Genomic DNA, 14,411 nt, shown 5'->3' with positions numbered 1-14,411 from the left:
GAGCCGCGAGCTCTTCGGGATGGCCGGTGCACGGGCGGGAGGCCTGCCGATGTGCTATGAGGTGCGGCCTATGCCAGGACTTGTGTTCCCCTCAGGCTCGTTTGCAGCTTATCTCTTTGATTGCGACGGGACGATCGCGGACTCCATGCCGCTCCATTATCAGGCCTGGCTCGAGGCGCTCGCCCCGCATGGGTGCGAGTTCTCCGGCGAAGATTTCTACGGCTGGGCGGGTATGCCGACCGACCGGATCGTCGAGCGCCTGAACGCGAAGTACGGGCTGCGGATGCCGGTGGCCGAGGTCTTCGCGGCGAAGGAAGCGGCGTACCACCGCCTGATACCGACGGTGCGAGGCGTGCCTGAGGTCGTCGCCGCGCTGCGCGACGCTCCTCCGGGCGTGAAGCGCGCCGTCGTCTCGGGGAGCCCACGGGCGTCGGTGGAACAGACGCTCGAGTTCCTGGGCCTCCGCGGGTACATCGACGAGGTCGTCGCGGCGGAGGATTACGCGCGGCCCAAGCCGGCGCCCGACCCGTTCCTCGAGGCGGCGAGGCGCCTGGGCGTCGAGCCCGCGCGGTGCCTGGTCTTCGAGGATGCCGTGCTGGGGATCCAGTCCGCGCAGGCGGCGGGCATGCCGTGGGTCTTCGTCGATCCCCGGGCGCTCGCGGCCGAGCGTGGGTGAGCGGGGCGGAGAGGGCCGGCGGGGGGGGATACCTCGCCTGGCTCGCGTGGAGGCCGCGCGTCAGTGCGCCGCCGCGCGCCGCTCGGGCCGCGCGTTCCACACCCGCGTCGCCAGCGCGAAGCCGACGAGCGCGACCGGGAGCATGGCCGCGGGCCATGGCATCCAGTTCCCCGGGTGCTTCGCCGCGTCGCCCGAGGGCAGGATGCTCGCGTAAAGGAACGATTGCGCCGCGGTGCCCAGGTAGACGAAGCCGTCGATGATGCCAGTCGCGACGCCGGCGTTCTTCCTCCCGCCGAAATCCATGCTCGCGGTCCCGGACAGCATGCCGTGGACGCCGATCACGCAGAGGGACATGAACACGACGGTCCACCCGGCGATGGGGAAGCTCAGCGTGAAGAGGACGACGACCGCGCCGAGCACGAGGCCCGCATACAGCACCGAGGCCACCGGGCCCCGGCGCGAATCGAAGACATGATCGGAGATGAAGCCGGCGAACACGCCGCCCAGGATGCCGGCGATGCAGAGGAGCACGCCCCAGTGCGCCGACACGAAGCCCGCGAGCCCGGTCTTGTCGGCGAAGATGAGGTACCACTTCATGACGGCGTTGCGGAGGAAGCCGCTGCAGAACTCGATGGCGACGATGATCCAGATGACCCGCTGCGAGAACATGCGCCGTGCGACCGCGATCGCCCCCAGGCGCTCGCTGGTGTCGCCCGAGGACGCGTCGGCTGTGTCGAAGTCCCGGAACCCCGCCTGGCCCGGCGTATCGCGGATGAGAAAGACATCGAGCGCCAGAAAACCGAGCAGCAGCAGGGCGGGGACGTGGAACACCCACGGCATCGGCAGGTGCTTGGCGATGAATCGACTCCAGTCGTAGGCGAAGTAGAGCCCGAGCGAGATCAGGATACCAAAGACGCCGCCGAGCATCCCGCGCTCGCGGACGTGGAACCAGGGCGCGTTGACCTTGACGATGGATACGGCGCCGAAGCTCTGGAAGTACATGTTGGCGGAGAAGAGCACCGTCATCGCGGTGATGGCGGCGCCGTGGTCGAGCCGCCCTTCCTGGGCGAGGCGGACGGCCACGCCCAGCAGGACGTTCATGAGCGCGGATCCGCCCGCGGCGATCAGGATGGTGGCGCGCCCGCCCCAGCGGTCGGTGAGCGGCCCGTTCAGCAGGAAGGCGACCCCATAAACGGCCGAGCCCCAGCCGTCGATGTTCCCGAACTCGTGCTTGCTGACGAGGTGCAGCGCGTCGAGCTCCGGCGCGTTGGCGGAGAGGTTGTACCGCCCCATGTAGAGGAAGGCGTACGTGAGCCCGAGCGGAAACCAGTTGAAGAACCGTCGGCGCCGGAACTCCTCCGAGTGCCCGAGATCGATCTTCGGCAGCCGCCGCATGACGACCGCGATGGCCGCGAGCAGGAGCACGATCGGCAGCAGCTGATTGAGCCACACGGGCATGGACGCCCTTCGACGATAATGGCCCCCCGCGCGAGCGGCCATGCCTTCGCGCTTCCCCCGCGCGCCCGCTCGCTCGAACTCCGTCCGTGAGGTCGAAGCGCGTGCAGTGACGTGTTGCTGTCCTGAGAGCTACCAGCGAGAGCCGCGGTCAGCTGCCGTAAGGCAGACCCGGAGATCTCCAGGGGGCCCTTCCGAGCCCCCTCCAGGATCATCCCCCGCGCCCGCGGAAGATCGCGTGGCGGAAGAAGTTGATCTGGCTCTTGGCGAACTCCTTCGCCGCGTCCAGCCGGTCCCCTTCGCGTGACGAGCTGCGGATCAAGAGCTCCCCGTTCTCGTAGAGCTCCCGCGTCTTGCTCCGCTGGAGCTTCCCGCTCGAGGTCTTCGGCAGGATGCCCGATCCGACCGCCACCACGTCATCGACGGTGAGCCCCATGGCCTGCTGGACGACGCGGCGCACCTCGCCCTTCAGCGCCTGCTTCTCCTGCTCGTCCGACGCCGGGGTCTCGAAGACGATGACCACGCGCTCGCGGTCGTTGTGCGGCTTCATCGTCCCGAACGCGATCACGTTGCCCTTGCGGACCCCGGAGACGCGGCTCGCCTCCCACTCGAGATCCTGCGGGTAGTAGTTGCGCCCGTTGACGATGATGACCTCCTTCGAGCGCCCGCAGATATAGACCTTGCCCTCCGCGAGGTACCCGAGATCGCCGGTCCGCAGCCAGCCGCCCGCGAACGCCTCCTTCGTGAGATCCGGATCGTTGAAATAGCCGGGCATCACGCTCGGGCCCCGCAGCCGGAGCTCGCCGACCTCGCGATCGCCGAGCGGGCGGGCGCTCTCCGCGTCGTCCGACGCGAAGGCCGCGATCTCGTGCCCCTCGAACGCCGACCCGCACTGCACGAGCGACGAGGCGCCCTCGCTGTCGGCCGGGACGGGCGTCGCCTTGCCCTCCTTCCAGAGCGTCTCGCCGTCCACCGCGTCGATCTGCAGCCCGGCCCCGAGCGCGCTGAACGACACCGCCAGCGTGCTCTCGGCCATCCCGTACGAGCAGACGAACGCCTTCTCGTCGAAGCCGACCGGCGCGAATTTCTCGGCGAACGCGCGCAGGTTGTCGGCCCGGATCGGCTCGGCGCCGCACCCGGCGACCCGCCACGTCGAGAGATCGAGCCCCGCCATCTCCTGCTCTCGGATCCGCTTCACGCAGAGCGCATAGGCGAAGTTCGGGCCGAACGACACGTTGCCCCGGTGGCGCGTGATCGTCTCCAGCCAGCGCACCGGGCGCTTCAGGAACAGGAGCGGCGGCAGGAACGTGATCGTGTTGACGTAGTAGAGCGGGGCGATCACGAAGCCGATGAGCCCCATGTCGTGGTAGAGCGGCAGCCACGACACGCCCGTGTCGACCGACCCGCGCACCGCCAGGCCGAGATCCACGATCGCCCGCACGTTCGCCGCCAGGTTCGCGTGCGTGAGCACCACGCCCTTCGGGCGCGACGTCGAGCCGCTCGTGAACTGGAGGAAGCACACGTCGTCGAGCTCGACCTTGACGGGCTTGAGCTCCTCGCGGGCGCCCCGGAGGCCCTCCACCGCCACGATCTGCTCGAGCCCCGGCGCCTGCGCCTGGATCGTGCCGAGCATCCGCTTGATCTCGGCGCTCGTGAGCAGGACCTTGGCGCCGCTCTTCGCGACGATGTGCAGCGTGTTCTCGAGGTAGCCGGTCAGCTTGCCGAGGCCGGTCGGCGGGTAGATGGGCACCGGGATGACGCCCGCGCGGATCGCGCCCAGGAAGGCGAAGATGAAGTCGGCGTTGTCCGGCAGGATCAACGCGACGCGATCGCCCTTCTGGAGCCCGAGCGCCTGGAGCGCGCCGCCGAAGCGCGCGCTGGCCCGCTCGATGCCCCCGTGCGTGAAGAACGGCTCGTTCTCGCTGGACTCCTCGATGAAGCGATAGCCCGTCTTCGTGCTCGCCGCTGCGTCCTCGATCGCCTGCGCGACCGTCCGCGGTTTCCAAACAGCCGTCATCCCGAGAGCCTTCCTTCGTTCTTGAGCCGGAGCTCGATGGCCTTCACGACGTCGGCGACCGTGTCGACCTCGCGCAACATGTCGTCGGGGATCGAGAGGTCGAACTTATCCTCCATATCCGCGACGATCTCCATCACTCCCAGCGAGTCGAGGCTGAGGTCGGCGACGAGGTGGCTCGACTCCTCGATCTTTACCTCGCCGGCCGTGTGTCCTTCCAGGAGCTGGATGATCTCTGCCCGCAACGTCTCCCGTGTCCACGTCATCCTACGTTCCTACCCCAACTGCGGCGTGGCGAGGAGGGGCTTGCTCGGCCGCAAGGACGCGGGAATTCGGCGTCGCGCCCCCTGCCCCGACGCTGGCGCGTGCATCAGGGACGGGCGGCGTCGACGATCTCGCGCAGCCGACTGAGCCCCTCGAGCGCCCGCGCGCCGTACCACATGAGGTCCTTGCCGTCGCACCTGATCACGTGGCCACGGCGGGCAGCGGGGATGTCGAGGGAGCGAAATATTGCCGCGTCGGCGTCGCTGAAGGCGTGCGGCTCATCGGGCAGCAGGACGAGCTCCGGGGCGCGGGCGATCACCTCGTCGAGGGTCACGCGGGGGTAGCGGAGGTCGCGGCCCTCGACGCGCTCGGGGGGCAGCGGCGGCGCCTTGCCCAGGTCGGCCGCGAGCGGGTAGCGCCGGGGCCGATCCTCGAAGACGTTCTGCGCGCCCACGAGATCGAGCACGTCGGAGAGGAACGTGTCGCCGTGGACGGTCATCAGCGGGTCCATCCAGATCGGGACGAAGGCGCGGATCGGCGGGCGCTCGCGGCGCCGCGCCTCGGCCGCGGCGTGGGCGCGGTAGGCGGCCGCGACCAGCTCGCGCGCTGCGGCCGGCGGCGGCTGGCCCGGGGCGCCCTCGGCCGGGGGTGCGGGCGCGCCGGGCTTCGCCGCGGCGTGCCCGAGCAGGCGCGCCAGCCGGGCGAGGTGCGCCACGCCGTCGGCGACCCGCTTCGGGAACGAGACGAGCACCCGGAGCCCCGCGGCGTCGAGGCGCTCGATGTCGCGCTTGCTGTTCTCCTCCTGGTTCGCGACGACGACGTCGGGCTCGAGGGCAGCGATGCGGTCGACGTCGGCGTCCTTCGTGCCGCCGACGAGCTCGATGCCCTCGACGTCCTCGGCGGGCGCGACGCAGTAGCGGGTGCGGCCGACGAGCCGATCCCGGGCGCCGAGCCGGAGGAGCGAGTAGGTGTCGCTCGGCACGAGCGAGACGATGCGCCGCGGAGGGGAGCGCCACTCGTGCTTGCGCCCCCGGTCGTCGACGATGCGGATGAACGACCCGGCAAAGGCCGCTCCCCAGCCTGCGCTGAACGCCATGCGCCGGATGTAGCCCGCCGCCGCGCGCGCTGCACGTGAACTGACGTGGACTGACGTGAACTGACGTGGACCGCGCCGCGCCTGAGCTGCGCGCCCCGGGGCCTGAACAGCGCCGCGTCCACTTAGTTGGCCCGCCCGGGCGAAGTCTGCGACGACGGCTCGTGCAGATCGATCGCCTCGATGTGCGTCGCGGAGGCACGCTCCCGTACCCGCCTTCCGGCCTGCCCGCTCTCCCCCTCGGCGCCGCGCGCGAGGAGACACCCCGCCGCCGGGCTGCGCCCCGCGGGGGGCGGCTGCTGCCGTGCCAGATCGGCCGCTACACGCTGTTCGATCACATCGGCCAGGGAGGGATGGCCGATCTCTACCTGGCCCGGGTGCGCACGGACCTCGGCGCCGCGCGCCTCGTCGCCATCAAGGAGGTCGCCCCGAGGTTCGCGCACGACCCGCGCTTCATCGAGATGCTCGCGAGCGAGGCCAGGCTCGCGGCGGGGCTGCGCCACGCGTCCATCGTGCAGGTCGAGGACCTCTGCCGCGAGGACGGCTCGCTCTTCATCGCGATGGAGTACGTCGAGGGCCTCGACCTGCGCGAGCTGCTCCGCCGCTGCGCCCGCCAGAAGGTGAAGTTCCCGGTCGCGTTCTCGCTGCTGATCATCGCCGAGGCGCTCCAGGCGCTCGCGTACGCCCACCGGAAGGGCGTCGTGCACCGCGACGTCTCGCCGTCGAACGTGCTCCTGAGCTTCGAGGGCGAGATCAAGCTCTGCGACTTCGGCATCGCCCGCGCGCACGAGCGCTGCGGAGCCATGGACGAGGCGCTGCAGGGCAAGGCCGGCTACATGAGCCCCGAGCAGGCCCGGGGCGAGGCGCTCGACGCGCGATCCGACGTCTTCGCGGCGGGCATCCTGCTCTGGGAGCTGCTCGCCGGCCGGCGGATGTACAGCGCCGGCGCCGCGCTCTCCAAGGAAGCGGCGCGGGGCGATCTGCTCGAGCTCGCGCGGCGCGCGTCGATCCCGCCGCTCGTGGAGCGCGGGCTCCCCGACGAGGCGGCGCTCCACGCGATCGTGGCGCGGGCGCTCGCGATCGCGCCCGATGAGCGCTACCCGAGCGCGGCGGCGATGCTCCAGGACATCGCCGCCTACGCGGCGGCGGCCGAGCTGACGGCGAGCCCGCTGCGCTTCGGGGCGTGGCTGCGCGACAACTTCGGCGCGGAGCTGGTCGCGCCCCGCCGGGCGCGCGAGCGCGCGGTGCGCGCGCTGGAGCTCGGTCCGCCTGCGGTGATCGAGCCGATCGCGGCCGCGGCCATCGCGCCGAGCGCGAGGGAGGCCGTCACGCCGAGCGCGACGGACATCGGCGCGCAGGGCGCAGAGCCCGCCGCGCTGGCCCTGGCCGAGCCCCCGCCCTCGGCCAGGGCGCAGCCTCCGCTCGCTCGCCCGCGGCAGCGCTGGCTCGTGCCATGGCTCGTGCACAACGCGCTGCTGTTCGCCCTCGCCGCGCTCGTCATCGCGGGCTGCTATCTCGCGGCGCGCTAGAAGCGACAAACGGGTTGAAACCACGAGAAAAAGCGAGAGTTTCACAGGGAGGCGGGGAGCGAGAGACGGCAAGAGAGAGAAATTCATTTTTTTCTTCCTCCCCGCCTCCCCGCCTCCCTGTGAAAATTCTCCGGGTTTCAACGAGATCGGCGTTCCAGCGCCCGCTCGGGCGAGGAGGACGTCACGCCTCGCTCCCGTCCGGCGCACCGGCGCCCGTCGCGGTCAGCCCGCGTCGGCGATCGGCGCTTCGGGCACGGGCACCTGCATCTCCGGCCTCCGTTCGCACGCGTCGGTGCCGATGCCGACGCCGTAGCGGTAGATGAGCTCTCCGCCGAGCCAGCCGCTCGCCCCCGCGAGGCCGAACCCCGCGGTCGAGAGCGCGATCCCGAGCGGCCGCAGCCCGATCGCCCGGGAGGCGAGCGAGGCGCCGTACAGGCCGGCGATCGCGAGGTTCACGGCGCCGTGGACGAAGCCGATCCGCTTCGCGGGGCCGAGGGTGGTGCTCCAGTCGGCGAGCCCGGCGAAGGTGGCCACGAGCGCCCCGCCGAGGCCGATGGCCGCGGTCGCGTCCGCTCCCCGATGGAGACGACGCCGCCTGCGGCCGACGCCGGCGAGATCGAGCACCAGCGCGCAGGACCAGGCGCCGATGGGGATGGTCACCAGCACCGGGTGCAACGGGTGCCCGAGGAACTTGCCATGCAGCACCTTGGCGACCGTCGGCGCTCGCCTCAGGACGGACTGGATGCCGCGCTGAAGCGGGTCCGCGATCCGATCGATCCAGTCCTGCTCCTCGATTCCCCCCAAGACTGCGGTTCCGATCATGTTCCCCTCCTCCGAGGCGCCTGGCTGCACGGATTTCCAGCGCATGGCGCCCGCCCCGCCGACCGTCCAGCGGTGAACCCCTGACCGGATCCGGAGCAATCGGCGGACCCCGCGGGAGCGGGTCGGGCGTTCCCATGCCCTCCCGCGGCGCGTGCCGCTGCGACGCTCGAGCAGGCCGCGCAGTGCGCTTCTGCAATGGTGTCTTGCCGAAATTTCAGGTTCGAAATCAGCGAGCGCCCCATCTGAAGTGAAATACGTTCGAATCGCGAATCCCGCGGATGGCATGGACGGTGCTCTATGTCCGGCCAGCGCTGCCGGCGCGGCCTTCCCCCCCCCGAGGCCCCGGCGGCGCTTTTTTTTTGGAGTCTTTCCTTTCGGGCCCGGCGCGGCGCCCGCGCACACGCCCTGCGTTCCTCGTCCCGGGCGGCGTTCTCTGGTATCTCGCCCGTGCCGCGCTGCGCGCGGCCTTCCCGGAGCGATGCCCCTCCTCGCCGACGTCGCGGTGCCCGTCCCGCTCTCGCAGGCCTTCACCTACGAGGTCCCCGCCGCGCTCGCCGGCGAGGTCCGACCGGGGGCGCGCGTCCTCTGCGAGTTCCATCGGCGCAAGCTGCTCGGCGTGGTGCTCGCCGTCAGCGAGCGCAGCGCGGCCATCGACCCGTCCAAGATCAAGCCGCTCGCGGCGCTCGTCGACGCGCGCCCGGCGCTGCCGGCGGAGCTGCTCGCCTTCCTGCAGGAGCTCGCCGCCTACTACTTCGCGCCGATCGGCGAGGTGCTCCGCCTCGCGCTGCCGGCGATCGAGCGCGAGCAGGTGCGCGCGCTCAAGGCCCAGGGGGAGCTCGGCGGCGTCCTCGACCTCGGCCGCGCCAAGCAGGTCGGCGGCCGCAAGGTCGCGTACGCGAGCGCGACCGACGTCGTCGAGGAGCCCGGCACGCTCCGCGGGCAGGCCGCGGCGGTGCTCGCGCTGCTCCGGGCGAACGGCGAGCAGCCGGTCGCGCGGATCGAGGAGCGCTTCGGCAACGCGCGCAGCGCCCTGAAGAAGCTCGCCGAGCGCAACCTCGTCGCCCTGGACGAGCGCGAGCCGCCGCGCGACCCGTTCTTCCGCCGCGCCGAGGAGCGCGACGTGCCCCCCGAGCTCAACGCGGCGCAGGCCGAGGCCGCGGCGCGCATTGACGCCGCGCTCGCGGCGCTCGCGCCGTCCGGGGGAGGGGAGCACCCCGCGAGCACCCAAAAGGAGCCACGGCCCGCCGGGCAGGAGCCGCGGCCCGCCGGGCAGGAGCCGCGGCCGAGCGCGTTCCTCCTCTTCGGCGTGACCGGCTCCGGCAAGACCGAGGTGTACCTGCGCGCCATCAAGAGCTGCCTCGACCGGGGCCGCGGCGCGCTCGTCATGGTGCCGGAGATCGCCCTCACCCCGCAGCTCGTCGCGCGCTTCCGCGCCCGCTTCGGCGACGAGCTCGCCGTGCTGCACAGCGGGCTGAGCGACGCCGATCGCCACGCGATGTGGGCGAGCCTCCACGTCGGCAAGGTGCGCGTCGCCATCGGGGCGCGCTCCGCGCTGTTCGCGCCGGTGCCCGACCTCGGCCTCATCCTCGTCGACGAGGAGCACGACGGCTCGTTCAAGCAGGAGGAGGGCGTGCGTTACCACGCGCGCGACATGGCGCTGCTCCGCGCCCACCGCGCGGGGGCGGTGTGCGTGCTCGGCTCCGCGACCCCTTCCATCGAGTCCGTCGCGCTGGTGCGCCGCGGCAAGCTCGCCGAGCTGCGCCTGCCGGACCGCGCGCACCGCGAGGCCAGCCTCCCCGAGGTCTCGCTCGTCGATCTCCGCCGCTTCCGCGCCGGCCCCTCGGGCGATCCGCTGATCTCCTTGCCGCTGCACCGCGCGCTCGAGAAGACGCTCGCGGCGAAGGAGCAGGCGATCCTCTTCCTGAACCGCCGCGGCTTCGCGCCGAGCGTCGTCTGCGGCTCGTGCGGGACGCTGACCACGTGCGACGCCTGCTCGGTCGCGCTGACGTACCACCGCGGGCGGCGCCGCGACCCGCGCCCGCCTTCGCCGGCCGGCGCGCCCGCGCCCCCGGCGCCGCTCGACGAGCGGCCGGAGGGGGGGCGGCTGCGCTGCCACTACTGCGACTATGCGGGGCCGCTGCCGGACCGCTGCGGCGCGTGCGGCGCGCGGAACCTGCTGCTCGAGGGGCTCGGCACCGAGCGGCTCGAGGCCACGATCGCCGGCTCGTTCCCGGAGGCGCGCGTGGCGCGGCTCGATCGCGACGTCGCCGGCAAGGATCGCTCGCAGGCGATCCTCGCGAGGATGCGCGAGGGCAAGATCGACATCCTTGTCGGCACGCAGATGGTCACGAAGGGCCATGACCTGCCCAACGTGACCCTGGTCGGCGTTGTGAACGCCGACGCCGCGCTCGGGCTGCCCGACTTCCGCGCGGCCGAGCGCGGCTTCCAGCTGCTCGTGCAGGTGGCCGGGCGCGCGGGGCGGCGCGACCGCCCCGGCCGTGTGCTCATCCAGACGCGCAACCCCGAGCACCCGGCCATCGCGTTCGCCGCGGCGCACGACGTGCCTGGCTTTCTCGAGCGGGAGATCCGCGAACGCGAGGAGGTGGGTTATCCGCCCGCCACGCGCCTCGCGCTGCTCCGGATCGACGCTGTCGACGAGAGCGTGGGGCGCGGCGCCGCGGCGAAGCTCGCGGCCCACGCCCGCACCTGCCCCGAGGGGGCCGCCCGGCGCGTCGAGGTGCTCGGCCCGTCGGCGGCGCCGATCGCGCGGCTGCGCGGGCGCTACCGGTTCCGGGTGCTCCTCCGGGCGCGCGATCGCGGTCCGCTCCGGGGGGCGCTCGCGGCGCTGACCGGGCTGATAAGGGATGGCCTTGACCGGAACGCCCGGGTGATCATCGACGTGGATCCGGTCGCCATGCTGTGACGGGCGATCCCCGGAGACGGGCGCGCTCGCTGCGCCAGCGGCGCTCTCTATCCAGAGCCACGCGCGGTGAGCTCGCCGAGCGCGTCGCGCGACGCGCGCGAGAGCCGCTCGAACTCCGCGCCCAGCCAGTCGAGGAACGCCGCGTCCCACGTCGGCCCTTCCGGGCGGGACGCGACCGCCTCGGCGAGCTCACGGTCCCAGCGGCCGTAGACGTCCCGGAGGAGCGCGTGCGCCCGGCGGCTCTCGGCGGACGCAGGATCCGCCTGGCCGTCCGTGCGCTCGGCGAAGGCGTCCTCGCAGAGGAAGTAATTGCATGTCGCGGCCCGCCGCTCGGCGGGGACGGAGCAGCCGCGCGCGCCGTGATAGACGCACTTCGATTGCCGCGGGGCCGTGCGCTCCTCCCGCTTCCGCACGCGCCGGAGCTCGAGTCCGCGGCTCACGGGGAGCAGGTTGCCTGCGGCGATCTGCTCGAGCAGCCAGCCGCGGCCGTCGAGCGAGACGATGCGCCCGATGTCCGTCCAGTCGAGCTCGGGCGGGCTGACGCAGCACCCCGCGGGGCCCTGCGGGCACTGGGCGCACAGCGTCGAGTGCAGCCGGGTGTGCTCTCCTGAAAGCTCCAGACGGATCATCGAACCCCTTGCCGTCCCCCGAAGGGGTCGAGACACGCGCTCGATACAGCGCACATCCTGCCAGCGAACGCGCCAGGAATGACAGAAGCGCCCCGCGGCTGCAACCGACGCAACCGACGCAACCGACGCTGACCCCGCGTCGACCCGAGCGGCGGCCAAGCGCCCCTCCTCACCGGCATAGCGATCGAGAAGCGCGAGAACTCGCACTCCCGGGCGCTCTTGGAGGAGCTGAATCAGTTAAAGTAAGTAACGGACATCGACGTGCGCCCCCGCGAATGCAGGGTGAAGCGTGCGATCGTCCTTTTCCGGCCGCGGCGGGAGTTGATAGGCTGCGCCGGCCATGAGCGATGCGCTTCCCAAGGAGGTCGGTCGAGCCATTCGCGTGCTCCGGCAGCTGCACGGGCTCACTTACGCCGAGTTCGCCGAGAAAGCGCGCCTCTCGGCGACCTACCTGCGGCAGGTCGAGCGCGGCGAGCGCGATCTCGGGCTCGGCGCGCTGGCGCTCATCGCACAGGGGCTCAACTGCGATGCTCGGCTCCTCCTGCCCGGCGACGGGAGGAGCCCGGTCTCCGCGGTCGTCGCCGATCGCTTCGATCGCGCGCCCGAGGCGCTCCAGGAGGCGCTCCTCTTCCTGTTGATCGAGCCCGACGACTCGCCGAAGAAGCAGGCCATCCTCGCGCTCATCAACGAGGATCCGGATCGCGCGCGGCCCCGCTCGCGCCCTCGACCCGAGGAGCGCGGGTCGCGCGGCTCCGCCCCCTCGTCATCGAACCGGCGCGGGCGATGAGCCCCTGAGCCGTCACGTCCGCGCGGACCAGCCCGCGACGCGAGGTGGCCCGGCGCCGGACTCCGGCCGGCCGCCGCCCGGCGCCTCTGCTCCGGGCATCGACGCGAGGCGCCGCATGGCCAGCTGCTGAAACGCGGCGAGCGCTCGGCTCCGCCGCTTGTACGCCGTCGAGAGGGGGATTCCCGCCCGGCTCGCGAAGTCCGCCATGGGCACGCCCTCGATGTCGTGGGCCGTGAGGATCGCGCCGAACTCGGCGTCGAGCTCGCGCAGGACCGCGCGCGCGAACAGGCGGTCGCACGCCGAGATGATCTGCTCCTCGGCCGAGGGCTCGTCGAGCTCTGCGTCGAAGTCGTCAGGCAACGGGTCCTCCCTCCGGCGCCGCTCGCGCAGCCCGTAGTGGGACGCGGCGTGGACAGCGATCTTGTTCAGCCAGCGGTCGGACGGTCCGAGCTCCGGATCGTAGTTCCCGAAGCTCTCATGCGCCGCGAGCATCACGTTCTGGGCGATGTCCCAGCGATCCCGCCGCGGGACCCCCAGGAGGCGAAGCCATCGGCGCACGAGCACGATCGTTTTCTTGTTGAAGATCCGCCAGTAGGCGCCTTCTCTGTCGTTCGGCGGCCCTGAACCGTGGCCTCCACGCCCCGTTCCCGACATCGCGTAACGATCGTTATCACAAGAAACGGAACTTGCAAAAACTGGTCGGGGCGATCACAGGCGAAATTCGATCGAAAAAGTGGTCGAATGTGTGTGCGTGTGGTTATCTCCTGCGTCACCCTCCGCCTGCGCAATTGCGCGCATGCAGGCCGAATCGCTCGGGAAAGCGCCGCTTGACGATGGTTCTCGGGATGTAACGATCGTTCCTCACCTGAACCGCGTCAGGGGGCCTTCCGGCATCGTCGGCAACGATGGTGCTCCCACCCGGCTGCTGGGGCGCGATCGCCGCGCGGGTGGGCTCGGCGGCTGCCTGGTGCACCGCGGCGGCGGGCGCCTCCTCGCGCGGGCGGACGCCGCCGCTTTCCTCGCTGGACGCCGCCGCATCGCGCCGGTAGACAGGCGGCGCTCGATGCACAGCTTCCATCGAAGGATGCCGGCCCCACGGCGGAGCGGCGCGCCCTGCGGGGGGCGCATCGCGACCGTCCGCGCGGGCGCCGGCGAGGCGCCCATCGCTCATGTCGGCTGACGAGGGGAAGCCAGGGACGGCGCGCGGCGACGACGCGGCGGCCGCGGAGAGCGACGCGGCAGGGGCTCCGGCGCCGCGCCGGCGGGTCGCCTACTTCGGGCGGCCCGGGACGTTCAGCCACGAGGTCGCGTCCCGGCGCTTCGGCGCGAGCGCGGACCTCACGCCCCGGCGCACCATCTCGGAGGTGTTCGACGCCGTGGCCGGCGGCGCGGCGACCTACGGCGTCGTGCCGATCGAGAACGCGTTGGGCGGCCCGATCTACGACACGGTCGATCAGCTGATCCGCCGCGAGGGCACGGGCGCCGCGCTCGCCGTGTGCGAGGAGCTCTCGCTGCACGTCACGCTGTCGCTCCTCGGCAGGGCGGGCGTGGCGCCGAAGCGCATCTATTCGCACTTCGTCCCGCTCAAGCACTGCGGCGACTGGCTGCGCGAGACCTACCCTGACGCGCAGATCCTCGAGGCCGAGAGCACCGCCGAGGCGGTCGAGCGCGCGGCGCAGGACGGCGAGGCCTGCGCGATCGGCAACAAGGGCGCGGCGGCCATCTACAAGCTGGAGATCCTCGTGCCGAAGCTCGGCGCGAAGGGCGAGAACATCACGCGCTTCTTCATCGTCGGGAGGGCCGCGGAGCCGCCGGCCTCGGGGGGGCGGACGCTGCTCCTGTTCGGGCTGGACCACCGCCCGGGCGCCCTGGTCGCGGCGCTCTCCGCGCTCGGGAGACACCACATCAACCTCACGCGCATCGTCTCTCGCGCGCTGCCGGACAGCCCTGAAGAGTACCTCTTCCTCGTCGAGTGCGAGGGCAGCACGGAGGAGCCTGCGTTCAAGGAAGCCCTCGCGTTGCTCGAGCAGCACGCGACGGGCGTACGCTCGCTCGGCTCGTTCCGCGTCAGCCAGAAGTACGAGTAGGCGCCCCGGGCCGACCCGACGACGATCGCCGAGCCGCGCGGTCATCGGACCTACGCGCGGCGCGGCCGGCGCGTCGGATGACCGCGAGTCCACCGCGGCGGACGCGCGCCAGCCGCTCGTCGCGTGGGCGCC

The 14,411-nt window shown here is 72.0% G+C and carries 12 protein-coding genes; 5 read left to right on the top strand and 7 right to left on the bottom strand.

Going from position 1 to position 14,411, the window contains the following annotated elements; genetic code table 11:
* Nucleotides 1-70: 70 nt before the first annotated feature.
* Nucleotides 71-676 carry an HAD family hydrolase gene (locus WME97_RS37575; protein ID WP_437544908.1) on the top strand — a complete coding sequence of 202 codons (606 nt, stop codon included), beginning with the start codon at nucleotides 71-73 and terminating at the stop codon, nucleotides 674-676.
* Between the two features lie 60 nt (nucleotides 677-736).
* Here the strand turns inward: WME97_RS37575 and WME97_RS37570 are convergent, their stop codons facing one another.
* The 4 genes from WME97_RS37570 to WME97_RS37555 form a co-directional block, all read right to left on the bottom strand.
* Nucleotides 737-2,134: an MFS transporter gene (locus WME97_RS37570; RefSeq protein WP_437544907.1), complete on the bottom strand. Its 1,398-nt coding sequence runs from the start codon at nucleotides 2,132-2,134 to the stop codon at nucleotides 737-739.
* 208 nt (nucleotides 2,135-2,342) lie between these two features.
* Nucleotides 2,343-4,148, bottom strand: a complete 1,806-nt coding sequence (locus tag WME97_RS37565) for a fatty acyl-AMP ligase (protein ID WP_437544906.1) — start codon at nucleotides 4,146-4,148, stop codon at nucleotides 2,343-2,345.
* Nucleotides 4,145-4,411 carry an acyl carrier protein gene (locus WME97_RS37560; protein WP_012239660.1) on the bottom strand — a complete coding sequence of 89 codons (267 nt, stop codon included), beginning with the start codon at nucleotides 4,409-4,411 and terminating at the stop codon, nucleotides 4,145-4,147. Before WME97_RS37560 ends, WME97_RS37565 begins: the two co-directional genes overlap by 4 nt.
* 104 nt (nucleotides 4,412-4,515) lie before the next feature.
* The gene (locus WME97_RS37555; protein WP_437544905.1) at nucleotides 4,516-5,505 is read right to left on the bottom strand and encodes a helical backbone metal receptor; all 990 of its coding nucleotides are present in this window, start codon (nucleotides 5,503-5,505) and stop codon (nucleotides 4,516-4,518) included.
* A gap of 161 nt (nucleotides 5,506-5,666) precedes the next feature.
* Here WME97_RS37555 and WME97_RS37550 point away from each other — a divergent pair, with 161 nt between their 5' ends.
* Nucleotides 5,667-7,031: a serine/threonine-protein kinase gene (locus tag WME97_RS37550; RefSeq protein WP_437544904.1), complete on the top strand. Its 1,365-nt coding sequence runs from the start codon at nucleotides 5,667-5,669 to the stop codon at nucleotides 7,029-7,031.
* 222 nt (nucleotides 7,032-7,253) lie between these two features.
* Here WME97_RS37550 and WME97_RS37545 read toward each other — a convergent pair whose 3' ends face one another.
* Nucleotides 7,254-7,853 carry a DUF2231 domain-containing protein gene (locus tag WME97_RS37545; RefSeq protein WP_437544903.1) on the bottom strand — a complete coding sequence of 200 codons (600 nt, stop codon included), beginning with the start codon at nucleotides 7,851-7,853 and terminating at the stop codon, nucleotides 7,254-7,256.
* A gap of 478 nt (nucleotides 7,854-8,331) precedes the next feature.
* Between WME97_RS37545 and priA the strand changes: the two genes are divergently transcribed.
* Entirely contained in the window at nucleotides 8,332-10,776 is a 2,445-nt protein-coding gene (priA, locus tag WME97_RS37540) for a replication restart helicase PriA (RefSeq protein ID WP_437544902.1), read from the top strand.
* A 47-nt stretch (nucleotides 10,777-10,823) separates the two neighbouring features.
* Here priA and WME97_RS37535 read toward each other — a convergent pair whose 3' ends face one another.
* Nucleotides 10,824-11,405, bottom strand: a complete 582-nt coding sequence (locus WME97_RS37535; protein WP_437544901.1) for a hypothetical protein — start codon at nucleotides 11,403-11,405, stop codon at nucleotides 10,824-10,826.
* Between the two features lie 340 nt (nucleotides 11,406-11,745).
* On the opposite strand from WME97_RS37535, the gene WME97_RS37530 reads away from it, so the two are divergent.
* On the top strand, nucleotides 11,746-12,192 hold the full coding sequence (locus WME97_RS37530; RefSeq protein ID WP_437544900.1) for a helix-turn-helix domain-containing protein: 447 nt from the start codon (nucleotides 11,746-11,748) through the stop codon (nucleotides 12,190-12,192).
* Nucleotides 12,193-12,204: 12 nt separating this feature from the next.
* Here the strand turns inward: WME97_RS37530 and WME97_RS37525 are convergent, their stop codons facing one another.
* On the bottom strand, nucleotides 12,205-12,846 hold the full coding sequence (locus WME97_RS37525; RefSeq protein WP_437544899.1) for an RNA polymerase sigma factor: 642 nt from the start codon (nucleotides 12,844-12,846) through the stop codon (nucleotides 12,205-12,207).
* 515 nt (nucleotides 12,847-13,361) lie between these two features.
* On the opposite strand from WME97_RS37525, the gene WME97_RS37520 reads away from it, so the two are divergent.
* Nucleotides 13,362-14,279, top strand: coding sequence for a prephenate dehydratase (locus tag WME97_RS37520; RefSeq protein WP_437544898.1), 918 nt, complete (start codon nucleotides 13,362-13,364; stop codon nucleotides 14,277-14,279).
* The last annotated feature ends 132 nt before the right edge of the window (nucleotides 14,280-14,411 follow it).

The organism is Sorangium sp. So ce367, from assembly GCF_051520455.1.
GTDB classification, from domain to species: Bacteria; Myxococcota_A; Polyangia; order Polyangiales; family Polyangiaceae; genus Sorangium; species Sorangium cellulosum_B.
This window is presented reverse-complemented; position numbering and strand designations above follow the sequence as displayed.